This is a genomic window from Alteromonas sp. G4i13, assembly GCF_054960505.1.
In genome coordinates this window covers 1-23,947 of sequence record NZ_JBHNYX010000003.1, presented here as the reverse complement: position 1 = coordinate 23,947, position 23,947 = coordinate 1, and the positions used below count along the sequence as shown (strand labels likewise).

At 41.9% G+C, this 23,947-nt stretch carries 26 protein-coding genes; 15 read left to right on the top strand and 11 right to left on the bottom strand.

All coding sequences use genetic code 11. The features are described 5' to 3' along the window. The 10 genes from ACFI6J_RS01920 to ACFI6J_RS01875 all read left to right on the top strand — a co-directional run bounded on the left by ACFI6J_RS01920 (nt 1) and on the right by ACFI6J_RS01875 (nt 9,250). Complete coding sequence (locus tag ACFI6J_RS01920; RefSeq protein WP_014949591.1) at nt 1-162, top strand: cbb3-type cytochrome oxidase subunit 3; 162 nt, start codon at nt 1-3, stop codon at nt 160-162. 16 nt (nt 163-178) lie between these two features. Further along, nucleotides 179-1,132 carry a cytochrome-c oxidase, cbb3-type subunit III gene (gene ccoP, locus ACFI6J_RS01915; RefSeq protein ID WP_014949592.1) on the top strand — a complete coding sequence of 318 codons (954 nt, stop codon included), beginning with the start codon at nt 179-181 and terminating at the stop codon, nt 1,130-1,132. Between the two features lie 216 nt (nt 1,133-1,348). Then, on the top strand, nt 1,349-1,828 hold the full coding sequence (locus tag ACFI6J_RS01910) for a FixH family protein (protein ID WP_435787143.1): 480 nt from the start codon (nt 1,349-1,351) through the stop codon (nt 1,826-1,828). Next, the gene (locus ACFI6J_RS01905; protein WP_462585635.1) at nt 1,828-4,296 is read left to right on the top strand and encodes a heavy metal translocating P-type ATPase; all 2,469 of its coding nucleotides are present in this window, start codon (nt 1,828-1,830) and stop codon (nt 4,294-4,296) included. Before ACFI6J_RS01910 ends, ACFI6J_RS01905 begins: the two co-directional genes overlap by 1 nt. 1 nt (nt 4,297) lies before the next feature. Continuing rightward, on the top strand, nt 4,298-4,528 hold the full coding sequence (ccoS, locus tag ACFI6J_RS01900) for a cbb3-type cytochrome oxidase assembly protein CcoS (protein WP_014949594.1): 231 nt from the start codon (nt 4,298-4,300) through the stop codon (nt 4,526-4,528). After that, complete coding sequence (locus ACFI6J_RS01895) at nt 4,515-5,174, top strand: sulfite exporter TauE/SafE family protein (protein WP_014949595.1); 660 nt, start codon at nt 4,515-4,517, stop codon at nt 5,172-5,174. The genes ccoS and ACFI6J_RS01895 overlap by 14 nt, the downstream gene beginning before the upstream one ends. A 45-nt stretch (nt 5,175-5,219) precedes the next feature. Then, entirely contained in the window at nt 5,220-5,957 is a 738-nt protein-coding gene (gene fnr / locus ACFI6J_RS01890; RefSeq protein ID WP_014949596.1) for a fumarate/nitrate reduction transcriptional regulator Fnr, read from the top strand. A 244-nt stretch (nt 5,958-6,201) separates the two neighbouring features. After that, nucleotides 6,202-7,125: a universal stress protein UspE gene (uspE, locus tag ACFI6J_RS01885; protein WP_014976624.1), complete on the top strand. Its 924-nt coding sequence runs from the start codon at nt 6,202-6,204 to the stop codon at nt 7,123-7,125. Between the two features lie 148 nt (nt 7,126-7,273). Beyond that, on the top strand, nt 7,274-8,227 hold the full coding sequence (gene ttcA, locus ACFI6J_RS01880; protein ID WP_014949598.1) for a tRNA 2-thiocytidine(32) synthetase TtcA: 954 nt from the start codon (nt 7,274-7,276) through the stop codon (nt 8,225-8,227). Then, nucleotides 8,228-9,250: a patatin-like phospholipase family protein gene (locus tag ACFI6J_RS01875; RefSeq protein ID WP_014979378.1), complete on the top strand. Its 1,023-nt coding sequence runs from the start codon at nt 8,228-8,230 to the stop codon at nt 9,248-9,250. A gap of 14 nt (nt 9,251-9,264) precedes the next feature. Here the strand turns inward: ACFI6J_RS01875 and ACFI6J_RS01870 are convergent, their stop codons facing one another. The 8 genes from ACFI6J_RS01870 to ACFI6J_RS01835 form a co-directional block, all read right to left on the bottom strand. After that, nucleotides 9,265-9,912, bottom strand: a complete 648-nt coding sequence (locus ACFI6J_RS01870; protein ID WP_014976627.1) for a DUF2987 domain-containing protein — start codon at nt 9,910-9,912, stop codon at nt 9,265-9,267. Continuing rightward, entirely contained in the window at nt 9,909-10,700 is a 792-nt protein-coding gene (locus ACFI6J_RS01865) for a glucosaminidase domain-containing protein (protein ID WP_014949601.1), read from the bottom strand. Before ACFI6J_RS01865 ends, ACFI6J_RS01870 begins: the two co-directional genes overlap by 4 nt. Next, on the bottom strand, nt 10,693-11,424 hold the full coding sequence (locus ACFI6J_RS01860; protein ID WP_278343586.1) for a YciC family protein: 732 nt from the start codon (nt 11,422-11,424) through the stop codon (nt 10,693-10,695). The genes ACFI6J_RS01865 and ACFI6J_RS01860 overlap by 8 nt, the downstream gene beginning before the upstream one ends. Nucleotides 11,425-11,506: 82 nt before the next feature. Beyond that, entirely contained in the window at nt 11,507-12,133 is a 627-nt protein-coding gene (locus tag ACFI6J_RS01855) for a LysE family translocator (RefSeq protein ID WP_014949603.1), read from the bottom strand. A gap of 12 nt (nt 12,134-12,145) precedes the next feature. Beyond that, nucleotides 12,146-12,871, bottom strand: coding sequence for a Sir2 family NAD+-dependent deacetylase (cobB, locus tag ACFI6J_RS01850; RefSeq protein ID WP_278343587.1), 726 nt, complete (start codon nt 12,869-12,871; stop codon nt 12,146-12,148). Nucleotides 12,872-12,953: 82 nt separating this feature from the next. Continuing rightward, nucleotides 12,954-13,784 carry a sulfurtransferase gene (locus tag ACFI6J_RS01845; RefSeq protein WP_278343588.1) on the bottom strand — a complete coding sequence of 277 codons (831 nt, stop codon included), beginning with the start codon at nt 13,782-13,784 and terminating at the stop codon, nt 12,954-12,956. A 122-nt stretch (nt 13,785-13,906) separates the two neighbouring features. Next, entirely contained in the window at nt 13,907-14,404 is a 498-nt protein-coding gene (tpx, locus tag ACFI6J_RS01840; RefSeq protein WP_014949606.1) for a thiol peroxidase, read from the bottom strand. Between the two features lie 74 nt (nt 14,405-14,478). Further along, nucleotides 14,479-15,171 carry a tRNA-uridine aminocarboxypropyltransferase gene (locus ACFI6J_RS01835; protein WP_462585632.1) on the bottom strand — a complete coding sequence of 231 codons (693 nt, stop codon included), beginning with the start codon at nt 15,169-15,171 and terminating at the stop codon, nt 14,479-14,481. Nucleotides 15,172-15,435: 264 nt separating this feature from the next. On the opposite strand from ACFI6J_RS01835, the gene ACFI6J_RS01830 reads away from it, so the two are divergent. From ACFI6J_RS01830 to ACFI6J_RS01810, 5 genes are all read left to right on the top strand, one after another. Further along, a complete protein-coding gene (locus tag ACFI6J_RS01830; RefSeq protein WP_338851383.1) occupies nt 15,436-15,618 on the top strand; it encodes a hypothetical protein in 183 nt (60 codons plus the stop codon). 24 nt (nt 15,619-15,642) lie between these two features. Next, complete coding sequence (locus tag ACFI6J_RS01825; RefSeq protein ID WP_338851384.1) at nt 15,643-16,149, top strand: hypothetical protein; 507 nt, start codon at nt 15,643-15,645, stop codon at nt 16,147-16,149. Next, nucleotides 16,137-16,745 (top strand): hypothetical protein, encoded by a 609-nt coding sequence (locus ACFI6J_RS01820; protein ID WP_338851385.1) that lies wholly within the window; start codon nt 16,137-16,139, stop codon nt 16,743-16,745. The genes ACFI6J_RS01825 and ACFI6J_RS01820 overlap by 13 nt, the downstream gene beginning before the upstream one ends. Before the next feature lie 133 nt (nt 16,746-16,878). Next, nucleotides 16,879-17,589: a plasmid recombination protein gene (locus tag ACFI6J_RS01815; protein WP_338851386.1), complete on the top strand. Its 711-nt coding sequence runs from the start codon at nt 16,879-16,881 to the stop codon at nt 17,587-17,589. A gap of 358 nt (nt 17,590-17,947) precedes the next feature. Then, entirely contained in the window at nt 17,948-18,817 is an 870-nt protein-coding gene (locus ACFI6J_RS01810; RefSeq protein ID WP_462585630.1) for a DUF6731 family protein, read from the top strand. Between the two features lie 55 nt (nt 18,818-18,872). On the opposite strand, the gene ACFI6J_RS01805 is transcribed toward ACFI6J_RS01810, so the two are convergent. From ACFI6J_RS01805 to ACFI6J_RS01795, 3 genes are all read right to left on the bottom strand, one after another. After that, nucleotides 18,873-19,955 (bottom strand): hypothetical protein, encoded by a 1,083-nt coding sequence (locus tag ACFI6J_RS01805; protein WP_338851389.1) that lies wholly within the window; start codon nt 19,953-19,955, stop codon nt 18,873-18,875. Between the two features lie 209 nt (nt 19,956-20,164). Continuing rightward, nucleotides 20,165-22,672: a DEAD/DEAH box helicase gene (locus ACFI6J_RS01800; protein ID WP_462585628.1), complete on the bottom strand. Its 2,508-nt coding sequence runs from the start codon at nt 22,670-22,672 to the stop codon at nt 20,165-20,167. Then, entirely contained in the window at nt 22,669-23,562 is an 894-nt protein-coding gene (locus ACFI6J_RS01795) for a HamA C-terminal domain-containing protein (RefSeq protein ID WP_462585627.1), read from the bottom strand. Before ACFI6J_RS01795 ends, ACFI6J_RS01800 begins: the two co-directional genes overlap by 4 nt. Nucleotides 23,563-23,947: the final 385 nt, after the last annotated feature.

Sequence of the window (23,947 nt, the reverse complement as noted above, 5' to 3'; positions counted from 1 at the left end):
ATGGACCAGGGAATTGTAGGCAGCATTTTTACTGTCATCGTCTTTGTAAGCTTCATCGGTGTTGTATGGTGGGCGTTCAGCAGCCGCAACAAGAAAAAATTCGATGAAGCTGCAAACCTAGTGTTTGCAGACGAAGAAAAAGAAAAATCAAAAGAAGATTAGCAGGAGTCTCGAACTCATGAGTATGTTTTGGACAATTTGGATTTCAGTGATAACCCTAGGGTTAATCATTGGTTGCTACTTCCTTCTTCGCTGGTGCCTTTCTAACAAGACTGGCGTAGCTGAAGGTGAGTCAATGGGCCACGAATTTGATGGTATTGAGGAGTTGAACAACCAACTTCCTCGCTGGTGGACAATTATGTTCTACATGACCATCGTTTGGGGCTTTTTATACCTAGCGCTTTATCCTGGCCTAGGTGCGTATGAAGGTATTTTGGGTTGGAAGAGCTCTAACCAAAATATTCAATCGCTAGAAGAGTCAGCTCAGGCGCGTATTGATGCTAAAGAGCAAGGCTACCTAGTAGAATATGATCGTGAACTAGATTTTGCTGCCGAGAAGTTCGATCCGATCTTCGAAGCGTATGCACAAGTTCCTGTTGAAGAACTGGCTAAAGACCCAGAAGCAAATAAAGTAGGTCAGCGTTTGTTCCTACAAAATTGCTCTCAGTGTCACGGTTCTGATGCACGTGGTCAAAATGGCGGCTTCCCCAACCTAACGGACAACGACTGGTTGTACGGTGGTTCAGGTGCGAAAATCGTTGAAACTCTTACGCTTGGTCGTAAAGCAGCTATGCCAGCATGGCTAGATGCTATGGGTGAAGACGGTATCGAAGAAGTGGTTAACTACGTACTTAGTTTAAGCGGTCGCGATGTGGACCCTCAGCTTGCAGAAGCAGGTAAAGCTCGTTTCGCAGCGTGTGCGGCTTGTCACGGTATGGACGGTAAAGGTAACCAAGCACTTGGTGCACCAAACCTTACTGACAATATCTGGCTATACGGCGGCAGCCACAGAGCGGTAACAGAAACGCTTACTTACGGTCGTAACGGTGTAATGCCTTCATTCAAGAAAACCTTGGGTGATGACAAAATTCACGTTGTTGCAGCGTATGTATACAGCCTTTCAAATGATTAATGATTTAAATCATTAAATATCTTAAAAAGCCTCGTTACTACGGGGCTTTTTTTATGAGAAAATACAGCGGTATAGAGAGTGCCATGCGAACATTCTTTGTACACTTTTAACATGTCTCGCCAACACTATATTTATCATTATTTGCCGGCTTTACGTGTAGTTGGGGAAGTAAAAATAAATATGTTGTTAGTGAAGTAAATACGAGAAAAGATTTCGATGAATAGACCCTGGTATAAAGAGTTCTGGCCCTGGTTTTTAATTGCCGTTCCTATCATTACCCTCATCATGGGTGGCGTGTTATTAAACCTTGCTATTTCTACCGAAGATAGCTTGGTGGTAGACGACTACTACAAAGAAGGAAAAGCAATTAATGCCCGTCTGGACAAAGAAGCCATAGCCCGTCGCATGAACATTACCACTGATTTAACCATTGAAGATGGAAGCATAGCGCTGCAATTTCATTCGGGGATTCCTCAAGAAGGTAACGCGGTTAAATTAAGTTTCTATCACGTAACGCTAGAAGAGCGCGATGTTAGTGTTTTATTGAGTCGCGACGCTAACGGTATTTATCGCGGCTTTATTGAAGAAAACCTTGACGGTAAATGGCGCGTATCGCTAACCCCGATTGATGATAGCTGGAAAATTCAAAACACCGTCTATCTGCCCCACACTGGCAAAATGAAATTCAATCCATAATGACAAAGCACGACTGTTACCATTGCGGCTTGCCTATAGCGAGTCCAGACAATGGCAAATTTACTACTGTCATTTTAGGGCAACAACGAGACATGTGTTGTCCTGGCTGCTTAGCGGTAGCTGAAGCGATCGTTAACAACGGCCTTGAAGACTATTACCAGTTTAGAACCGAACCGGCGCAAAAATCTGACGACGGTATTTTAGAAACGTTAGATAAGCTCAAAGTCTATGACGACCCTTCCCTTCAAGAAGAGTTCGTGTTTGAAGAAGGTCAGGACAAGCAGATACAATTGACCCTTGAAGGTATTACGTGCGCTGCGTGCGGCTGGCTTATCGAAAAGCAGTTGTCGAAAGTAGAAGGAATAAAGCAAGTCGCGGTGAATGTACAAGAGCGCCGCGCACTGGTTACCTGGTCACCGTTTCAAATTAAGCTTAGCCAAATTCTATCTACGCTAAAACGCATTGGTTATGTTGGGTCACCATTTCACCCCGACGAACACGAAGCCAGTTATAAACGCGAGCAAAAGACCTTTCTAAAAAAGCTTGGCCTAGCAGGCATTATGACCATGCAAGTTATGATGCTAATGACTGGGCTTTATTTTGATTGGTTCGGCGCCATTGAGTTAGAGACACGCCAATATTTTTATTGGGTTGCCCTTACGCTTACTACACCTGTGGTGCTGTATTCAGGCAGCACCTTTTATGTGGGCGCCGCTAAAGCGCTAAGCGCCAAAACGGTTAATATGGACGTACCCGTTACGCTCGCCATATTCGGTACTTACATTGCTGGAATTCGCTCTACAGTATTAGAGCAAGGTGAAGTGTATTTCGAATCCATCTGTATGTTTATTTTTCTGCTGTTACTTAGCCGATTCTTAGAACATCGCAGTCGTCATCGCGCCGCACAGATCTCTGCCAATATGATGCAGTATGTGCCCGTATCAGCGACCAAACTAAATCCAGATGGCAGCCTAACCGAGTGTCTGGCTAAGCAGCTAAAAATTGACGACGTAGTGCTAGTGAAGCCTGGTGAAACAGTCCCCATTGATGGGGTGGTAACCGACGGCAACGCAGCGGTTGACGAATCTATGCTTACCGGCGAGTTTAACCCCGTGCGTAAGTCGAACAGTAGCCCGGTATACGGCGGCACGGTTTGTCAAGATGGTACGCTAACCATTACGGTTACGCAGACCCTTAAAAATGCGCTGGTAAATCAAATTGTACGACTGCAAGCAAGTGCCATGGCGAGTAAACCTAAAGCAGCGCAGATAGCCGATAATTTTTCTCGCTATTTCGTTACCGCGGTATTGCTGATTTCGGCGTTAACCTATGGCTTTTGGGCGTATCAGGGGAGCGACGAGGCATTTTGGATCACCATATCAGTGCTGGTTGCAACCTGCCCTTGCGCACTAGGGTTGGCCACGCCATCAGCGTTAACTTGCGCTATGGCAAAGTTAAACCGACAAGGTATTTTACTAAAACGGGCAGATGCGCTAGAACAAATTACTGACATTGACACCATCGCTTTAGACAAAACCGGCACGCTCACAAAAGGCAAATTTACTATTTCAAATGCCTGGTACGCTGACGGCGTGGATAGTAATAGTGCGCTATCAATTGCGCGCGCTTTGGAGTCACGCTCTGAACATCCGATTGCCAAAGCCTTTAGCGACGGTATAGCCTTTAGCGACGGTGTAGCCCTAAGCGAGACTTCTGCCTCTAGCGGCAGTGCTGACGCTATCGATAACACGGTACACAAAGTGACTAATTTTACCGTTACGCCAGGAGGTGGTATCAGCGGTGAGATCAATGACACGTTGTTTTCTATGGGTTCTGCAGCATTCAGCGTTCACGAATCACAGCTAAAACTCATTGAAGCGTTCCCTTCAGCTAACGTGTTTCTCACGGTTAAGGGGCGTATTATGGCGGCGTATGAAGTAAAGGATTCACTAAGAGAAGATACGCAAGAAACTCTCGATATATTAGCTGCAAGCCATACCCTCGCCGTTTTAAGTGGTGATACACAGCAAAACGTTAATGCGCTTACCGCACCATTGCCAATTTCGACCGCTAAAGGTGGCCTAACACCTGAGCAAAAGTACGAAGCCGTTCAAGCTATGCAGCAATCTGGCGCGAAAGTGATGATGATGGGTGACGGTATTAACGACGCTCCAGTTCTTGCCAGCGCTGATGTGGCAATTGCAGTGGGTAATGCCACAGACGTGGCTAAAACTGCCGCCGACGTGATACTGCTTGGCGATCAGCTGCTTTCTGTACCAGAACTTATTCGAACTGCGCACCAAGTGAAGCAAAAAATAAGGCAAAATATTGGCTGGTCGGTAGGTTACAACGTTTTGATCTTACCTTTCGCCGTATCAGGCCTACTTTCACCGTGGATGGCTGTTGTTGGTATGTCGTTAAGCAGTATCATTGTGGTCACAAACTCAACGCGACTTTTGAGCAAATAGCATGAGTATTATTTACGTATTAATTCCAATCGCCATCATCATTGTTGCCGTCGCTATCGTGATATTCTTTTGGGCGGTGAAAACCAATCAATTTGAAGATTTGGATCGCCAAGGGTATAGCATACTGTTTGACGATGATCTTCCGCCAGAAGAAAAAAAGCTAGCTGAGCAACGCAAGCAACTTCAAGACAGTAAAGTAGACAAAAGCCAAGCGCCACATGGAAGGGATTAACTACTTCTCTGCCTTTCTTATCGGCTTAGCCGGTGGAGTTCACTGTGTGGGAATGTGCGGTGGAATTGTCGCTGCGCTAAGGATGGTATCGCCTAAAGGCGCTTCAGCACTACCCTATACCCTTGCCTATAACATGGGACGTATAGTGAGCTACACCATCGCCGGAGCAATAACCGGGGCACTTGGAAAAATTGCAGCAGATTATATACCTCTTGCCAACTATGCCCTTTCCCTACTTAGCGGAATCATGTTGCTTCTACTGGCGTGTTATTTGGGTAAGTGGTGGACTGGCTTAACAGTGCTGGAAAATGCGGGTAAAGGCCTATTTTCCAAAGTCCAGCCGCTTTCAAAACGCTTTTTGCCATTTAAGACCCCTTTAAGTGCGTTGCCTTATGGTTTTATTTGGGGTTGGCTTCCTTGCGGTTTGGTGTATTCCACACTTACCTGGTCTCTCGCGGCGGGTAACGCGCTAGAAGGCGCTGCTATTATGTTCTTCTTCGGTTTGGGTACATTACCCACCTTGCTCGCCGCAAGCGCTGGTAGCCAATATATTGTTCAAAGTTTTCAACATAACCATTTTAGACAAATTATTGCAGTAATAATGGCAATATATGCAGCTTATCTTATTCATGGCGCAATCGTTTAAAAATGGGTGTATTATTGTCGGGTATTCTTTTAGAGAGCGTGCATTATGAGCAAAGGAAGCCAATTTTCTATTCACTGTCAAAACTGTAGTTTCAGTCACCTGTGTTTACCGGTGGCGTTAAACAAAACAGAAATCGAGTCTCTTGACGATATTATTGAACGCAAGAAGCCGCTTCATAAAGGTGACACGCTGATTCAAACTGGTGATAAATTCCGTTCTCTATTTGCAGTGAGAACCGGTTCATTCAAATCATTTGTGACTAATACCGAAGGTGAAGAACAGATTACCGGCTTCCACTTTCCTGGTGATATTATCGGTTTCGATGCACTAAGAGAGAATAAACACCAAAGCTATACTTCTGCGTTAGAAACTGCCATGGTGTGTGAGCTTCCCTACGAGACCCTCGACGAAATGTCAGTGCAATTTCCAAAGCTACGCCACCAGATCATGAGCTTCATGAGCGCTGAAATAAAACAAGATCACGACATGATCATGCTTTTAAACAAGCGAACTGCAGAAGAGCGCTTACTGTATTTCATCTCACACCTGTCGCAACGCTTTGAAGAGCGTGGCTTTTCCCATAGAGAATTCCACTTAACCATGACGCGCAACGAAATTGGAAACTATTTAGGATTAACGATTGAAACGATTAGCCGTCTGTTAAGCCGTTTTCAAAAAGACAACATCATAAAGGTAGACGGCAAGCTTATTACTATTTTGGATTTCGATAGGCTAAACACCAAACTAGCGGCGCTTAACGGCCCTAGCGTTGTCTGCGGTTAGTCCTTTTTAAGTGTTAAATAAGGCGCGCACTAAGCGCGCTTTTTTGTAACCTGTGTTAGCCACCTATCTACCCTTTCAGCGCCACGCCGGTTGCTCCATATTCAATTAGGTACGTTCACTCATGGTCGCCTCGTAAAATTCTTGATCTAAAACAACTTACGTTTTTCCCAATGTCGTTTATAGTTAGTATTAGAAAGCTTCGATTTCGACAGCCGCTACTAAGTTTCGTAGTTAGGGGGACGTTATGATTGAGTGTAAACGAATTCTGGCCGTGGTAGATGCCGAGCGCGATAACCAACCTGCACTGAGCCGTGCTTATGAACTCGCTTCAAAAACAGGCGCTTCAGTTACCGCAATGATGGTGGTATACGACTTATCTTATGATATGACGACCATGCTTAGCCCGGATGAGCGCGAGTCAATGCGCGATGCAGTTACAAAGGAGCATGCAAAATGGCTTGCCACCCACTTAAGAGAACAAGGATTCACTGAAACTGATATCGTTGTAGAATGGAATAATCGTGCGTATGAGTCGATTATTTACTACACCCTAAACAATCAGATAGATTTAGTGGTAAAGGCAACCAAAAAGCACGACGATCTTGCTTCTGTTATTTTCACCCCCACCGACTGGCATTTAATGCGTAAATGCCCTCGGCCAGTATTGCTCGTTAAAGAGCACGACTGGCCAGAAGGAGGAGAGATTATTGCTGCTGTAAACGTAGGCAGTGAAGACGATGAGCACGCCGCACTTAACGATAAGCTCACCCTCATTGCTAACGACTACGCCTCTTTATTGAAAGGGAGCGTAAATTTGGTCAACAGTTACCCTTCTACACCACTTAATATCGCCATAGAAGTGCCTGAGTTCGACCCCGATACCTATCACGACGCGGTAAAAAATCATCATTTAAAAGAAATGCGTAGTCACGCGTTAAAGTACGGTATTCCTGAGAACAAATGCGTAGTAAGAGAAGGCCTTCCGGAAAAGGTCATCCCGCTAGTGGCAAAAACACTGGATGCAGAGCTGGTTGTTATTGGTACCGTTGGCCGTGTGGGCATTTCAGCGGCCCTAATTGGTAACACTGCAGAACACGTGATCGACGAACTCAATTGCGATGTGCTTGCTATTAAGCCAGATGGATTTGTGTCGCCGTTGTCGGTGTAATCTTTTCATCAGTACCGCATAGCCCGTGTTTTCCGTTACTTAGCGGCCAACACGGTATGTCACCAACAAATTTAACTTCACAAGCATGGTCTCGAAAAGCCGCTTTAATGTATAATGGTGGCTTTATCACAAACCAAGCTAGTTAATTATGAGTTTAGGCACAAACAGTGCTGACGCGTCGCCATTAAATGCTGCGCAAAGTAAGCAAAAGTACAACTTCAACAAACTTCAGAAACGACTTCGCCGCAATGTGGGTAAAGCCATTGGCGATTTCGGTATGATTGAAAACAACGACAAAGTAATGGTGTGTTTATCTGGCGGTAAAGACAGCTACACCATGCTAGATATTTTATTGTTTTTAAAGAAGATTGCGCCTATTCATTTTGATATCGTTGCGGTTAATCTTGACCAAAAGCAGCCTGGTTTCCCCGAACATATCTTGCCTGAATATCTAGAAAGCATTGGCGTTGACTACAAAATTGTAGAAGAAGACACCTACTCTATTGTTAAAGACAAAATTCCAGAGGGAAAGACAACATGCTCTCTCTGTTCTCGCTTGCGCCGTGGTATTTTGTACCGCACGGCAAAAGAGTTAGGTGCGACTAAAATTGCATTAGGTCATCACCGCGACGACATGCTAGAAACGTTTTTCCTCAATATGTTTCATGGTGGCAAGCTTAAGTCTATGCCGCCAAAGCTAGTCAGCGATAACGGTGAACACATCGTTATTCGTCCATTGGCGTACTGCACAGAAAAAGACATCGAGAAATATTCTCAGGCCGCTGAATTTCCGATTATTCCTTGTAACCTTTGTGGCTCACAAGAAAACCTACAGCGCCAAAACATAAAGGCTATGCTACAAGACTGGAACCGTCGCTTCCCAGGTCGTATAGAGTCGATGTTCCGTGCGCTTCAAAACGTAGCGCCTTCACACTTAATCGACAGCAACCTTTATGATTTTAAAGCTATAGCTACACAAGAAGGCCCGGTAGAAGACGGTGATATCGGGTTCGATGAACCTTCTTTCACTACAGAAAATAGTACGGACTTCAGTGATGAAGATAATACTATTGAAGTAATAAACATTATGGAACCTAAGTAAATGAAAATTGGACTTGCGCTAGGTGCCGGTGCCGCAAGGGGCTGGACTCACATTGGCATAATTGAAGCATTAGAAAAACTCGGCGTAAAAATTGACGTTGTAGCGGGATGCTCTATTGGTGCCTATGTTGGTGCTGCCTACGCAAGTGGCAAGCTGGAAGGATTGAAAGAGTGGGCCTGTTCCCTTAGCGACTGGCAGGTACTTGCTCTTATGGGTGTAGGACTTAGACGCGGCGGCATTGCCAGCGGACAGAAGGTTTTCGACAAGCTAGCAAGCGAGTTTTGTGAATCGACTTATGAAGACATGCTTAAGCCGTTTGCGGCTGTGGCTACCGACCTTTATACCGGCCGTGAAGTAGTGTTTAACTCTGGTCCTATCGGAGACACCATTCAAGCATCCTGCGCTATTCCCGCACTTTTTGCGCCCGTAGCACATGGTGATCGTTGGTTGGTAGACGGTGCCGTTGTAAACCCTGTACCGGTGAACTTATGTCGCCAATTAGGGGCCGATTTTGTAATCGCGGTTAACCTTAACGCCGATTTTCGACCACTTCGTCTTGAAAAGTTGAGACAAGATCATGAAGAAAACCAGCGCAAAACCGAGGACTTTTTTACAAAGAGTCAAAACGTACTACGCCAATGGTTTTCTCCTGACAACAAAGAAGAAAAAGCCCTAGAGAAAAAAGATGAAAAAGACAGCGTCTCGGCTGGCAACGTAAAGACTGAAGAAGGCATTGCTTCTGATGTGATTGAAAAAGTGGAAGAAGAGTTGACCGAAGTCCCCGCTAAAGTGAACAAGCGAAACCCGCCGGGAATTATGAGCGTGATGAGCAGTTCACTTGAGATACTTCAAGCTCGCGTCACACGCTCACGTTTGGCTGGCGATCCGCCTGACATTCTTATTGAGCCTCAGCTTACCGATGTGGGTATTATGGAATTCCACAGAGCCGAAGAGCTATGCGCAAAGGGCGAAGAGACCATCGCGCGTTTAGCAGAGCAAATAAGGTATCAGCTTCTTACCTAATCCCAAATATGCATTTAGCTTGAAGCCATAGCGGTAACACGTAGCGGCGCATGAGGCAGTGTTAAGCCTTTTGCGTCGTTGATCCAATCTTGTTCTAGATGCAATACGCCGTTATTGATTTGCACACCTTGTGGTGTAATGAAATCTAAATTCTTGTCATCAAACTGAATCATCAAGCCCTTTACCGAAGGCATCATGAAAGACAAAAAGCTTCCCATTTCATTAAAGAAAGCTTCGTACTGACCATACAAAAAAGTAAGGTCGTCTTTTGTGTAATACTGCTTAAGATATTCTGGTTTGGTTTCAAGTTGTACCGACATATCACACACGTTCGCGCGTTCGTTTAAATCGATGCGAACCAGTGCGTTGGCAAGTTTCAGGGCCTTTTCAGTAGGCACCGTGAATCGCCCTTCACCACTCACTTCTAAGGGCATTGTTTTCTTATCGGTTACGATAGACGCTCCGTTAACTTCACATAAACGCCCTTCGCCAACACGAACAAACCCGAATGCAAACTGAAGTGCTTGGGTATCTTCATTATCCAGCTTTTTGACATGGCTATAGAAACGGCTGTACTCAACATCTATCGTTTCAGCAGCAACGGAAGAACTGCCTACACCAATAAACAGAGATGAAGCAAAAAATAAAGCAGCGCGTATCATTCGGATAAAAACTCCTCGTTAAATAGGATCATAGTTTGAAGCTCTTCAACATAAGCGGCTCCTCGCTCAGAGTAATTCATTAGCCCTTCAGCTAACGCAACACCAGTTATAGGAATTTGGTTTGCACGCAGTCGGCTGCGGATCTCTCTTAAATCCGCATACGCGTCGTGGCGGTTTAAATTTCGCATGTAGGTGTACGTTGCACGCGACAAACTGTCGAATTTGGCAACTTCATGAGATGCCCCATCGTTTCGACGGTTAGGAACAAAGCCACACCCCTTAGAGAAACACCATAAGCCAAAGAAGTTATAGCCCTTTCTTGCGAACCGGCTGGTGCCCCAAGCTGACTCATTCGCGGCTTGCACGAGCACGAGTTCGGCTGGTAGAACATCAATCTTTTGTAGCAAAGCTAGCAATTTTGATTTTAGCGGCTGCGTTGGCTTAACTCGATATTCCTCTTCTAACCATTCAAGCCTTGCCATATCTTCTTCAGAGAGCGTTTCGTTAGCTAACGCCTTTCTATATAAGGTTTGTACGTAATGTCTAAGCGTGAGTAGATACGCATTCTGCTTCTCTATTTCGGGACGTAAATAGTTAAAAAATGCCTCTTTCTTCTCTTTTACATCTGTATAGGCAGAGAAGTTAGGCACCGGCTTTTTAGCTTCAACCGTTTGCGGTATATCTAAAATATCCGGTTCGTCCTCAGTAAAAATTATGGCGTTAATGACGATTACCGCCAATACGCCTAACGTAATGAGGACAATTTTAAAGGTTTCACGCTTATGCATCGAAGCTAGACTCATTCACATCGTTTTCAGATGCTTCCGTGCTTACTCCCTGCTCGCCAATCAGTTCCTGATAGAGCAAGCCCATCATACTAAAATAAAAAGGTAATACCCAAATAAGTGAAAAGCCCAGCGTTAATGGCACCGACACAAACAGTAAAAAGAACACACCAAATATGCTGGCGATTTGAGCCCAGTATGCATTAAATACGCGACACGACAGGATGATCGCGCTAATTGGCGTTAACTTTCTGTCAGCAACCAACATAAGTGAAAAGGACGAGGCTAAATAAAAATAAACGCCGGGTATAATAAGCAACATTATACCAAGTTGAACAAGAATACTGTTCACTAGCTGAGTTAGCGCCAGCAAAAATATCAAGGGGAAAAACTGGAAAACGGTAAATACTGAAGTTTTAGTGCCGCGGGCAACAAAAACGCCCATCATATACAACCCCGTCAACAGCGGGGCAACGATGCAGATTGCAACAATTTCTATGATAGACTGATGCTCGAATACATAGGTCCCATCGTCATTTATTGTGATGTACTGCTGAGCAAATACACCTAACACGACAAACGTCAAAAATAGAACAACACTTCCCTGCAGCAATGATGAAAAGTTTGCCTTTGTTAAACCGGCAGCGCGGCGCAATAGACCTTTGGTATCAAATTGATACTGTTTAGACAACGTATTGTTCAGGCGGTCTTGGTTTACGTCTTTCACACAACTCTCTTATCTTTTTGAAAAATCGGCGCGATTATACCAATTCACAAAAACAAATGCCTGTTTGTAAGGTAAACAAACGTTAACCTAGTACTAATTTCGCAGCTAAACCGACGAGTAGCACCCCCATCGCACGGTCTAACCAATACCCTTTTTTACCAATAAGCTCAGCTACTTTACTGGTGCTCAAAAGGTATGAAAGAAAACAGAACCACAGTCCAGTAGCTATAGCTAAATAGATACCGTAGCCAAGTTTCACTGTAAATGGAGTATCAATACTAATAATTGCAGTAAACAATGAGAGGAAAAATAGCGTTGCTTTTGGGTTTAGTCCATTTGTGAGAAAGCCCATCCAAACTGCGCGCTTTGCAGATATGTGGGATGTTTTCTTTTCAGCGTTAACTGCCTGGTCCTGCTTTACAGGCCCGCTTCTAAGCGCACCAAACGCAAGGTACAGTAAATAAGCTGCGGCGGCATAGCTAAATGTGGTGAATAACCATGGAGTAGTTGCAATAACCACACTAAGCCCCACTAACGAGTAAGCCACATGCAGTAATATAGCTAAGCCAATCCCTATACTGGTGTACATGGCGATACGTCTGCCATAGGCCACGCTGTTTCGAACAACCACCGCGAAATCTGGCCCTGGGCTAGCAACAGCCACAAGGTGTACCAACGCAATGGTAAGAAACTCATTCATATACTGCATGTTATGCGCCTCCTACAGCGCGTACTTTGACATTAATTGATCAACCCATTGTGGGACGATGTGAGAAGCAGGGCCTGTTAGCGATTCATCGAACAATGCATTAGTTACGCCCGGCTCCAAATTTGCCTCTATGGTGTGTGCGCCACTTTCTTTAGCGATCTGAACAAAACCCGCGGCAGGATAGACATTACCTGATGTGCCAATAGCAACAAACACATCAGCCTTTGAAAGCGCATCGTAAATCTCTTCCATGTACATGGGCATTTCACCAAACCACACGATATCCGGTCGTAAGGTTACTCTGTTGCAACACGGGCATTTAGTGGTGTGATCAAAACTATCACTCCAGTCAAAAGTTTGCTGGGTTATAGCGCAGCGCGCCGATAGCAGCTTGCCATGCATATGGTAAACAGACTGGCTTCCACCGCGCTCATGCAAGTCATCCACATTTTGAGTAACCAACATCAGGTTGCTACCGAACGCTTTCTCAAGTTTGGCCAGCGCCTCATGCGCTGCATTAGGATTCACGTCGTCTTGCTGTAACTGCGCACGTCGAGCGTTGTAAAAGCGATAAACTAAGCTAGGATTTTGTTCAAAAGCCTCTGGGGTGGCCACCTCTTCTACGCGATGATTTTCCCAAAGGCCGTCATTATCCCGAAATGTCTTTAATCCAGATTCAGCGGAAATACCCGCACCGGTAAGAATAACAATATTGGGTAGAGATTGATCAGATGGCATCAGGTTGTTCTTACTCTGTAGTTATAGCGCTAATTATACGATTAGCATGTTGTATATTTACTTAGTTAAAAGCCGCGACTCTTTACATATCTTTGACCACAGGATATTGAGTATCAGCGCCCCACTCTGACCAAGAGCCATCGTATACTGAAACCTGAGTAGCGCCGCACAATAATGCCGCCACACCAATTATGCAGGCGGTAACGCCAGAACCACACGTACAAATAATAGGTTTGCGTAAATCGATATTAGCGCGGTCAAAAATAGCCTTAAGCTGATCAACTGGCAAAAAATGCCCGCTTTTGAGTAAAGTGTCAAAAGGAATATTAAACGCACCAGGCATATGACCTGAACGTATTCCTTCACGAGGCTCTGACACTTCTCCTTTGAATCGCGGCGCGCTGCGCGCATCAACAAGTTGTGCTTCAGTATTTATTGCCTGAAGTACTGCACCGGAATTTGCGAACCAACCAGGCCTAGGCGTAGCTTGATAGGTTAATTTTCCGTATTGTTGTTGTTCTGAAACCGGCAGCGCTGCTTTTTCCCATGCAGGCTGTCCGCCATTTAATATATAAACATCTTGGTGGCCCAACGCTTTTAACATCCACCACACTCTTGGTGCAGAATATATTCCACGGGTATCGTATACCGTAATAGGTGTATTCGCTGTTATGCCCTGATTACCAAGATAAATAGCAAGGTCATTTGCAGAAGGCATACTGTGAGGGAGACCTGTAGTGTGATCGCTTCCTTCACTATCTAAGTCAAAGTCGACTGACGCAGGTAAAACCATTGCCGTGCGCGTATCTGGTGTTTTTGAAACGGGGTCGTCCATTAACGCTCGTACAAGCGTTGCCGGCTTTTGTTGCATTACATTGGCTAATTCACCAACTGAGAGCAATACCGATGCCATTACATTCTCCTAAAAGGCACCCACATCAGCGAGTGCCCTGTATTACCCCGATAAAACAAATCGGTACGTATTCAAACACATCACATAGTTAGCTAATTAACTAACCTATGTTGCGGATCTACTTAGCTAAGAGCTGCGATAGCCGCGTCGTAGTTCGGCTCTTCTGTTGTTTCTGCAACTTGCTCTGTGTAAACCACTTTGCCTTCGGCATCGATAACCACTACTGAACGAGACAGCAGCCCAGTAAGCGGCGCTGATTCAAAGGTAACACCATAGTCATCACCAAAGCTTGAGCGGAAAGTCGAGCCTGTAAGTACATTTTCAATACCTTCAGCACCACAGAAGCGACCCGCTGCAAACGGAAGATCTGCCGATACACAGATAACTGTAGTGTTATCCAATTTTGCCGCTTCCTCGTTGAATTTACGCACAGACATTGCACATGTTCCCGTGTCGATAGAAGGGAAAATGTTTAATACCACATTTTTTCCTGCAAGCTCAGACAGTGTTACTTCACCCAAATCTGCTTTCACTAATGTAAAGTCTGGTGCAGATGTACCTACTTCAGGAAGCTGACCCTTTGTCGTAACTGTATTGCCTTGAAAAGTAACTGATGCCATTCGCTTTCTCCGTGTTTTGTTAATATGAAATAGTGGATGTAAAACAATACTTTCGCAAATAAAAGTGACGCTTTTTAAATGTTACTTTTAACCTGCGACTCTGCAAACGCAAGCTTATGCTGCAAATGCGGCTTACCTTTTAAATATTCCCGTCTAAACACACTGAAATAATGCGCTAAGGTTTGTGCCCCTTGCTTCTGTTCTGCAAGGTCTAAAACGCTAATACCAACTTCAGCAGTACAGTGTTGGAAATCATGGGTAGATTCGCGTAGTAAATAATCTGACGCTACGTCCATACTCACGCCCAACACAGGAAAGTCATGCAAGTAAGGGCTCTTCACGAACATTTTTTTTGCTTCACGCCACGTTCCATCCAAGAAAATAAATAGTAACGTTTTCCCAGTATTCAATGGTGGCGTATCAATACAACGTTCAGCTGCAGCATATTCGTGTGGAAATACCACGATAGGAAAATATCTTTCGTTGCGAAGTAACGCCAATAGCGCCTCTTCTGGCTCGGTGCGCTTCCACAAAAATGCGTGGTTATCTTTAACCACGTCCGCAATTAAACGACCGGTATTAGTAGGCTTATAATATTCGCCTTTGTACATCAAGAACAAAACCGCCACATCAGTGCCAGCCTCAGGCTTAAATTCACAAATACAGTTTTGCGTTGGAAGCAGACATGCGTCGCAGCGAACTACTTTACTCCCACGAGCGTGGAATGGACGTTCAGCACGAGATAACTCGTCTAAACGAAGTGACATAACAGAATTCAAGATAGTACGTCTTTGCCAAAATTTTTATGGATTTTACCATAGTAATTTGTGATAAAAGAGCGCAATTATCTTATCAATTTTTTGATTAAAATTTGGAATGTTTGGGAGTAGATAAATGGTGCCCGGGGCCGGACTTGAACCGGCACGCTGTTACCAGCGAGGGATTTTAAAACCCATCAACTCTTAAAAAAGTCCTATTTTATTTGACATGCAGCCATGCCTACATATTCTATGAACAGCTAAGGGGGGTGTATGACAGAAAATGCTTCTCAATGGCATGAGCTCGAAGATGGTTTCGCAATATATAAACAGCCAAGCTCAAGAAACTGGTATCTATACGTTCGTATAGATGGGCAACAGATAAGACTGAGTTTAAAAACGTCTGACTTTGCTGAGGCAAAAAGTGATGCACTATTTTTTATGGGTGCAAAATAGCGTGGGATTGAAAGTGTCAGTTCTATGCTCTCGCCTCCCAAGAAGTCTGTCAGTGTAGCATGTGACAATGCACTCGATGCAGTAGAAGCCAAGCAAGTCAGTACACGGTCTAAAAATGATTACTGTAAAATAATTGAAGAAGTACGAGTCCGTTTCGGAAAGAAATCGTTTAAACACTTCTCAGAACATGACATCCAGACAATACTGAGCTCTCATAAAAGCAAGAGCCGAATATCTACAGCTAAAGCAGCTTTGAATATCCTTATCGAAACAGCTGTACAAAATTCATTGAATGAGCGTAGAGACGCTCAAAAACTACCTTCAGTACAATCCAAAAGTCAAAAACGACGCCAGATACTTACTAAGGATGAACTAGCCTTGATTGAGGAAAGCTGGGATGAATTTATAGATAGTTCGACTAATTTTAAGACTGAACAAAGACGCACTGTATTCAAAAGTTACTTCATCTTTATGCTAGAAACTGGTGTAAGGCCCGGGGATGAAATGGATGGACTTAAATGGGGGATATAAAACGGGAAATTGATAATGATGGAGCTACAAATTTCGCTACCGCGGTTATTAATAGCGGAAAAACAAAACACTATAATCACGTTATGCCGCGAGAAATAGTCCTAACTCGCAAGGCACAGTACGCGCTGTCAAAGATCGCTAGTTTACATGGAAACTATTTTGGATTTACTGAATTAGAGCTTGGCGAATTTGGCTTATTAGATGATGTCGGAATAGCAAAAGCGATTGCCATAAAAGCAGGAAATGAGCGACAGTGGAAGAAACATGATCAAGATAGAACCAAACCGCCGCGATATACTACCCGTAGTCGGTTACTATCAAATAAACATATTTTTCGAACTCCTTATGCACCAGACAAGAAAGTAGATCCAAGTGGAATCTTCAATCAACTACTCTCCTTTTGTGATATAGATAAAGGAGATAGGGACACATACTCTCTTAGACACGGATATATTACCGATAGAATTAAGGATGGTATTGCGCTTTCTCATATAGCCAACCAGTGTGGCACAAGTGTTCCGATTATTGAAAAGCACTACAGTAAATTTTTAGTTTCTAAAAATGCGAAGGATTTCTTGAAATCGGAAAGGCTATAGTGGACAACCCATAATAAGATAGTTGATGCAGTCAGAATCGACTGCGCTTCTTTCAGAAGCAGCTTGGCACGCAAGCTATCGGCTCTCACAAGTGAGAGAGAATACAGCTTTAACTATTTAAAATGGGTGATTCATGAACTACCAATTCATAAGATTAGATGCATATAGCCTTAATAGAAAAGGTGATAGACCCGACGCTATAGGCGTACTCAAAGAAGCGAGAAGAGAGGAAACACACGCCAAACATATTGCTGGACCATTCAAGTCACGGCAAATATACGGAAAATGCCTAAATACTGTCGAAGCTGAAGTATGTCAATTTGAATACAAAAAGATAAATGGTAAATTCATACGAAAGGGCTCGAGACTTTTGATGGCTGGGGTTGCCTCTTATCCTCTTGCATTTACGGACACGGAATACAATAGAGCTCAGATGCTTAGATGGGTTATCGCTACGACAAAATTTCTCAAACACAAATTCGGAAACAATTTAAAAGCGGTAATACTCCATGAAGACGAAGCATATCCACACCTTCATTTTTATTGTTACGACACTGATTCAAATAGCGTGAGATCCTTCCACCCGGGTAATGTTGCTGAACTACAATGCAAATCGAGCTGCAAGAAAGCTAAGCTTAGCGCTTACAAATCCGGACTAGTAAGTTTCCAAAATGATTATTTTAGAGAAGTATCATCGAAATTCGATATGTTACGTAAGAAGGATGGAATATCGGTGAGATTTAATAAAGAAGCAAAAAAGGCATTCGACAAATTGGTCTATAAAATTAAAAAAGCGACCACAGAACTAAATCGGGCTTTTTCCCAATGTAGAAAACTAGAGTAAACTATTAAAGAACAAGCAGAGCTTATAGGGCAGTTAAAGCGTGAATCGCACAAAAAAAACCTTGAGATAGATCAGTTAACAGTAACAGTAGACAATATTCACTCTAAAGCGTACACAGCTGCTAGAGATGAAATTCTCCGAAGTTTAAAACTTAAAAAAATTCACAATACAAATCTTGCAGAGAGCGAATCAGTTTTAAATATCGGTCCGTAGTATCGCTACGAGACGAAGCTGATAAGAAAAAAGGCCATTGACAACTGTATATCCATACATGTGCTGTTGACAAATGGGTGATAAAATGACAGATTATAACATTTTTAGAATAGACGATCGTGTATAGAATGGAAACCATAAGCTAATGAATAAATTGAAAAAAAATATAACTGTAAGGTTTTATTCTATTGAAACAAACGACTCTTTTTTCGCGGGGCTAGTGTCGAACTACGAGGCCATGCAAAACATAGGAAATTTAACTCGCATCATAAGTATTCGAAACAAAAAACATCTAATCAAAGCTTCTGATGAAAATTTTTATTCTGGGCTAAAAGTTTATCCCATAACTGTAATTAGAGAGAGAAATACTTGGCAAACTAAAGCAACTATAGATGGAAAAATCAATCCAATTGAAGTAAATCAGGGGATAATTGGTGATCCTTACTTCTTTTTGATTGTTCCTGAAAGTAAAATTGTTGTTGGTTTTACTACTGGCCCAAGTGTAAGTATCAAAAGTGTTGGAAAATCTCTCTTAGAACAATTTAGAAATGATCGAGCAACAAGCATCGACTTAGAACTTATTCCTAAAGAGAAGGAGTTCTCTAGGCTAACAGAAATTAACGACTATAGTAGTCTACATTTTAAAATAAGCTCATCGTCATTGACAGATGTGTCAGATAACGCCCCGCAATTAATCCGAGATCTCAGCAGCGCCCCTTACCTTGAAGGTAACATGCAGCTTTCTCTTGATTTAGCTATAGATGAGCACGATGATATTGGCTTATCCAAAGAGAATGTAATAGAAATTGTAAATTATTTATCTAATCATGACGATTGTACTGTCCTTAAAGTGAAAGGTAAAAATGAGGACGGCTCAAGTATAAATCTAGATTTCAGCAATGCTTTTTTTAATTATAAAACCGACATTACCACTCGACATAAATACATTGGTGAGAAGACCGCCCATGAAATATTAAAAGATGCGCTTAAAAACTTTATTACTGCAAATCTTTAATGGCTTGAATCAAAAATCTAAAAGTGAGACAGAAAGTCCAAACTTAAATATTTTCTCACTGGAAACGAAAGTTAGCATTTATAAGATCTACGATTAATAGAACCAACATACCTGAAAGCCAAGTTACTTCTTCTTCTTCTTTATTCAGCGGAACCAATCTGAAGCCAGATTCAATGTTTTCAGCGTGAATTAGTTTGTTTCTGGCAAAGTAAGCATATTTTAAACATAGTGTCGCTGCCAGATGAGAATTATTCACTTTTTCTTCATTATTGTTAATATGCTCTATAACTTCATTATAAAAACCCTGAGATTTAAGAAATTCTTCACGAACAGTAAGAGTTTCCTTAAAGATTTTTATCAGCCTGTGATCTTCATTCCGTATTAGGAAATCTTTAAAAGCAGAAGTTTGTTTAGCAGTGGGAAAATCATTTTGGATAAACTTTATCCAACGCGTATTACTTCTAATGCTTTGTTCTGTTAATCCTGAGACTTTAGCTAAAACTAGGGGATAGAAATTTGGATTTTCTATAATATCTTTTCTTATAAACCGATGGCAGTCGAAGTCCCTTGTGAAATTTGAAACTGCTTTATAAATCGCATTAAAAGCTTTCCATTGATTCTCAAACGTACCGTGCTGACTATCTGAGTGAAGTGATTTGATAAAATACGTTAAACCAAAAAGAAAGCCATGAGCTCTGTTGTTTTCTTTAAAAATCAGTTTTAAAGAATCTAAATCAATATCATTTAGTGCCCCTAGCCTCGCCTTGCTACTTACTGCCTGTTTTATGTCTTTTCTTTTTAATAAAACATGATTTACTGAGCTCTTAGTAATATGTTCTATCTTTATACTTTCGATCTGTGTGGGCTCTTTCGCTGCACAGTAGTAATAAACAAGAGATTTTGTAATTTGCCGGTACAAAGCACTTTGATGATTAATAAAAACACCATTTAAATCAACCGCACTGGAGCGATGAGCGATTATCTCTATTTTGTTTTTTCTGATTGTGATTTCGTCATAATAGGACTTAGATTGAGGGTAAGGAACCTGTTCTTTGTTTAACAATAAACTTGAAGAGTCTATGTCCATATCAATAGTGATATGATATTTGTTCGTCCTAGTGTTCTTGACTGATGCCAATGCCTTCTCCTAGCTTCTCATCATCTCAGAATAGAGACTTCACAGCCTTGCTACTGTAATCTGCATTCATCAACTAATAAATTATTTTAGTAAAACCCTGCTGCTGAATATGTAATGATTCAAATTTTTGACTTCAAGTCTCTTTGGCTTTCAAAGTTGAAGAATAGAACGCCTAAGAAATAATATTAATTCACTAAAACCTGATATTTCTATTTCGTCATAGATAGTATCTCTTTCATAGTAATTGGATGAATCTCTTTCATTAAGCCTTGAGCGATGTAATTCAAAAGTTCATTTACATTTTGTATTTTAAGTTCGCCTTTGAGAACATCATTAATTTCAGAAGCGGCCTCGCGTGATAACCCGATGTTGATGAGATTTACCATCCTTTCATCACACGCCCCTATTTCTAAAAAGGTGTGAAGCTTTGTTGTTGTAACTTCAGATTTTTTGATAGCAATGACATTAGATAGCAAAACATAATAGCACCGTAATGCATTAGCCATTCTAAAACGTATATCATTATTAATTACTTTGATTACATCACGTACTGCCTTATTTGGGTTAACATGATCATCTTCATCGTTTTTAGAATTTTTGACCATCCATTCTATTTGCTCGGATATAATGCTTTTTAAACTGTCTCCCCTAACCCACTTTGCGGCAACTACACTTGTATAAGACGAGTGATACTCACCCGTTGGCACGTAGATGCCAAACTCTTCGAGTTTGGAACAAACCTTTATTAATGAGTCATAAAGTTCTGGTGATTTGGGATGGGGTAAAGACCAACCGTCCAAGTTGTCAAGTTCGCTTAGAAAACTGAATAATTTATTCTGTTGAATATAGCCAATTGTAGGGCTTGCTTCCAAAGTGAATGGCGCAATCTTAAGTCCCTGTTGTGCCTCAATTACTGAGTCAGAAAGTAAAGCGACTTGATGCTTATCTAACGTAAGTTCGGGAGCTTTAAGCGTCTTTTCTAGTTTACCTTCTGAAATTTCCTTTAATAGCTTGTTAGCTATAGTGTAATATTTGTACTGTCCATCGGCGTCATGTGGAAAACTCCCTTTCAATGCTTCGAGAACTGAAGGAAGTTCTTCGTTTAACGATTTAAAGTAAGTTGCTATCTTCTCTTCTTTTTCTTCTCTATCTTCAAAGTAGTCTTTTATCTGCCATTCATCTGGCTTAATTATGAATATATTGCCAGCAAAATGCTCAAGCATTCGACCAGCTCTGCCAGTGATATTGTTTAACTTTACATCTTCAAGTCGCTCTGGTGCGCCCATAGCTTTTGGTTGCATTGGCTTAAATAAAAACAAGTTCTTAGCAGGCAAATTGACCCCTTCAGCAAGGGTACTTGTACTAGCGATAAAATTTATACGGCCTTCTTTCACTAAATTTTCGACCATTACTCTGATAGAACTTGGTAGAGGACCGTAGTGAAAAGCTACGCCTTTTCTTAGATTGTTTGCTAACGAGAATTCATCATGAATAAACTTTTCGACATAATCAGCAGCTTCTTCTAGCTCATCAAGTGGTTTTGAGTCAACAATCTTATCTGCTATCTTCTGCGCCATGTTTTCACAGTGGTCGGTCTGGTTCCTGTAGATTATATTGCTACTGCCTTTACCCAGCTTATAAACAATGTCAGATAGATGAGTTCCTTTAAACCCTTTAGGGATTTTTACTGCTTCATTCGTATTAAGTCGTTCAATTACTAAGTCTCTGTTCTTCGGTGTTACTTCCATCATAATCTTTGCAACAGGAGATAAGGATGTAATCTCCTGTTTGAAATCCACATCTTCAAACAAAGTAGTAAAAGCATTCTTATAGCTTTCAGATGGCATACTAACAATTACTTGCGGAAGACTGTTCTCTAACAGCTTTTCTATTGTTAGGTGAAGCAACACGCCCCTACTTTCATCCGCTATATTATGTGCTTCATCTATGAATAAGAAATTAAACGCTAAGTCACCACTTTGCAATGCATCAAATAGCCTCTCTTGAGTCATAACGAAAAACGTCTTATCAGCATACCCGTCGTCTTTGGGAACAGTACATATTTCTAGATCTTCTTCAAAATTCTGCTCTTTAGCTATCTCATATAATTTACTTGCTATTTCACTAATTAAGGCCCTAGTCGGTACAACTATTGCCGCAAATGCTCCCTCTGAATTCTTCATCTGCATCACCAAATAGCTCAATATAATATGAGTTTTACCTGCAGAAGTTGGTGCAACAGTAATGACATCTTGGTCGGATACGAGGTTGTGCCAGAGCCCTCTTTGAAAATCTGTCAAAGGAAAGTTCAATTCCTCAACTGTATTCAACTCTTGCCTGAACTCATCTTCAGCTTCAGACATGAAGCTATATCTGAAGTTGAGTTCTGGGTTTCTTGACCTCAATAAGCTTACGTTTGGAAAATCCCCGGTGCGAGAAAAAACTTTTCGAGCAATTGCTAGAACCTCAGGATACTTTTCTCCAGAAACTTCAATTAACATCGACAGAATTGAAGCCCCTTCTTTGCGAAACTTTGGTGAGTCTACTTGGTATAAGTACTGGGCAACTAAAATAAGTTTCTTCACTATATCTTCGGAAACTTCTTCCTCTAGGCCGACAAGCTTATGTACATAGGAGCTAAACAACTGTCCACTTAAAACATAGTACTTTTCGCTAGCCAACATCTTGCTCGATAATCTTTCGAAAAACCTACTCATTGTTGAATATCCATATATCTTATAAATTCTTCTACTAAATTTTCGATATCATTGAACGGAAGTATCATCAGAACTGATTTATTAATATCAACACCTTCGTCTTCGAGCTTTTTAAAAAAATGCCTAACGTGATTATTAGCTAACTCAACATACTTGTTTTCGAACTCATCGCCTAAATGATCGAACAGTTCGGGATTCGCAAAACCGATAAAGCATGATGAATGCAACACCTCATCAATGCTTTCATTACTGAGTGGATCGAGTATTTCCAACAAAATATTTTCAAGATCTTCATCTAAATCATAGAAGTCCCTATGACTTTCAATCAAATCAAACTCTTTTTGATATTTTTCATTGGCTGACTTTATCGACTTCGCTGCCTTGCTCGCTGCCGAATTGAAACTTTTATGTAGTTTTGACTCACCGAGGTATAACTTAAACTGACCGTCATAGAACTGGCCGTGTACACCGTCAGCGCCAAAAACTGGCATGGTATTCGCCGTCTTAGTGGAAATTTTGGTTAAAAGCTTTGGTGCCTCTAGATAGACATCAAGTAAGGTAAACATGATAAGCTCACCAAGCTCTCCTTGCGCGGTATGTTTGCTGAGTTGCCTAACAGCTTTGTTAAACAATCTCTCGGCAGCACCTTCCTTGTGTATGCGCAACTGTCTTTCAATGTCTGAGCACTTAAGGACAAAATTGGCCAAAATACCTTCTTTGACTACGGAGAAGAACTTATTTAGAGGATCTGGGTTTCCGTCGAGAGGCATGTACACCAGCAATGTTTGTACATCTCTATCATCATGAGACTTAAATGATACTTCGACATTTTTTAATACCGCGTCTAGCTCATTTTTTATTTTTAGTTGTGGTTGCAGACGTTTTTCCATGTACTGACTCATATATCCTTTATATAAATCAATAATAACAAAAACTCGGCTCTTAACAATTATCTACAGACACGAATATCCGTATAAGTTTAAATAACTTAAACTAAAAATAAATACTAAAGACGGATAACGTTGTCTAACCCACCTCCACGTCCTTGACCTCCAACCTGTCCAAGCAAAGCGATAACTAGGAGCAGTTCGAACCGCAATAAGTATTTACTTGTACCAAACTTTTCTATTAATAGAACGAAACTAAATGAGATTCGCGGTCCACCGAAAGATTACAATAATTTTGAGCTGTAACAAATGGAGATTACTATGAACGACTATGAACAGATAATTTATGGAAAGCTATCGAAAAATCCATCAACCGACTAACTGTAAG

Excerpts from the sequence above, each read along its gene's own strand:
- ACFI6J_RS01920 (WP_014949591.1), top strand. The coding sequence starts at position 1 with ATGGACCAGGGAATTGTAGGCAGCATTTTTACTGTCATCGTCTTTGTA.
- ccoP (WP_014949592.1), top strand. The coding sequence starts at position 179 with ATGAGTATGTTTTGGACAATTTGGATTTCAGTGATAACCCTAGGGTTA.
- ACFI6J_RS01910 (WP_435787143.1), top strand. The coding sequence starts at position 1,349 with ATGAATAGACCCTGGTATAAAGAGTTCTGGCCCTGGTTTTTAATTGCC.
- ACFI6J_RS01905 (WP_462585635.1), top strand. The coding sequence starts at position 1,828 with ATGACAAAGCACGACTGTTACCATTGCGGCTTGCCTATAGCGAGTCCA.
- ccoS (WP_014949594.1), top strand. The coding sequence starts at position 4,298 with ATGAGTATTATTTACGTATTAATTCCAATCGCCATCATCATTGTTGCC.
- ACFI6J_RS01895 (WP_014949595.1), top strand. The coding sequence starts at position 4,515 with ATGGAAGGGATTAACTACTTCTCTGCCTTTCTTATCGGCTTAGCCGGT.
- fnr (WP_014949596.1), top strand. The coding sequence starts at position 5,220 with ATGAGCAAAGGAAGCCAATTTTCTATTCACTGTCAAAACTGTAGTTTC.
- uspE (WP_014976624.1), top strand. The coding sequence starts at position 6,202 with ATGATTGAGTGTAAACGAATTCTGGCCGTGGTAGATGCCGAGCGCGAT.
- ttcA (WP_014949598.1), top strand. The coding sequence starts at position 7,274 with ATGAGTTTAGGCACAAACAGTGCTGACGCGTCGCCATTAAATGCTGCG.
- ACFI6J_RS01875 (WP_014979378.1), top strand. The coding sequence starts at position 8,228 with ATGAAAATTGGACTTGCGCTAGGTGCCGGTGCCGCAAGGGGCTGGACT.
- ACFI6J_RS01870 (WP_014976627.1), bottom strand. The coding sequence starts at position 9,912 with ATGATACGCGCTGCTTTATTTTTTGCTTCATCTCTGTTTATTGGTGTA.
- ACFI6J_RS01865 (WP_014949601.1), bottom strand. The coding sequence starts at position 10,700 with ATGCATAAGCGTGAAACCTTTAAAATTGTCCTCATTACGTTAGGCGTA.
- ACFI6J_RS01855 (WP_014949603.1), bottom strand. The coding sequence starts at position 12,133 with ATGCAGTATATGAATGAGTTTCTTACCATTGCGTTGGTACACCTTGTG.
- cobB (WP_278343587.1), bottom strand. The coding sequence starts at position 12,871 with ATGCCATCTGATCAATCTCTACCCAATATTGTTATTCTTACCGGTGCG.
- ACFI6J_RS01845 (WP_278343588.1), bottom strand. The coding sequence starts at position 13,784 with ATGGCATCGGTATTGCTCTCAGTTGGTGAATTAGCCAATGTAATGCAA.
- tpx (WP_014949606.1), bottom strand. The coding sequence starts at position 14,404 with ATGGCATCAGTTACTTTTCAAGGCAATACAGTTACGACAAAGGGTCAG.
- ACFI6J_RS01835 (WP_462585632.1), bottom strand. The coding sequence starts at position 15,171 with ATGTCACTTCGTTTAGACGAGTTATCTCGTGCTGAACGTCCATTCCAC.
- ACFI6J_RS01830 (WP_338851383.1), top strand. The coding sequence starts at position 15,436 with ATGACAGAAAATGCTTCTCAATGGCATGAGCTCGAAGATGGTTTCGCA.
- ACFI6J_RS01825 (WP_338851384.1), top strand. The coding sequence starts at position 15,643 with ATGCTCTCGCCTCCCAAGAAGTCTGTCAGTGTAGCATGTGACAATGCA.
- ACFI6J_RS01820 (WP_338851385.1), top strand. The coding sequence starts at position 16,137 with ATGGGGGATATAAAACGGGAAATTGATAATGATGGAGCTACAAATTTC.
- ACFI6J_RS01815 (WP_338851386.1), top strand. The coding sequence starts at position 16,879 with ATGAACTACCAATTCATAAGATTAGATGCATATAGCCTTAATAGAAAA.
- ACFI6J_RS01810 (WP_462585630.1), top strand. The coding sequence starts at position 17,948 with ATGAATAAATTGAAAAAAAATATAACTGTAAGGTTTTATTCTATTGAA.
- ACFI6J_RS01800 (WP_462585628.1), bottom strand. The coding sequence starts at position 22,672 with ATGAGTAGGTTTTTCGAAAGATTATCGAGCAAGATGTTGGCTAGCGAA.
- ACFI6J_RS01795 (WP_462585627.1), bottom strand. The coding sequence starts at position 23,562 with ATGGAAAAACGTCTGCAACCACAACTAAAAATAAAAAATGAGCTAGAC.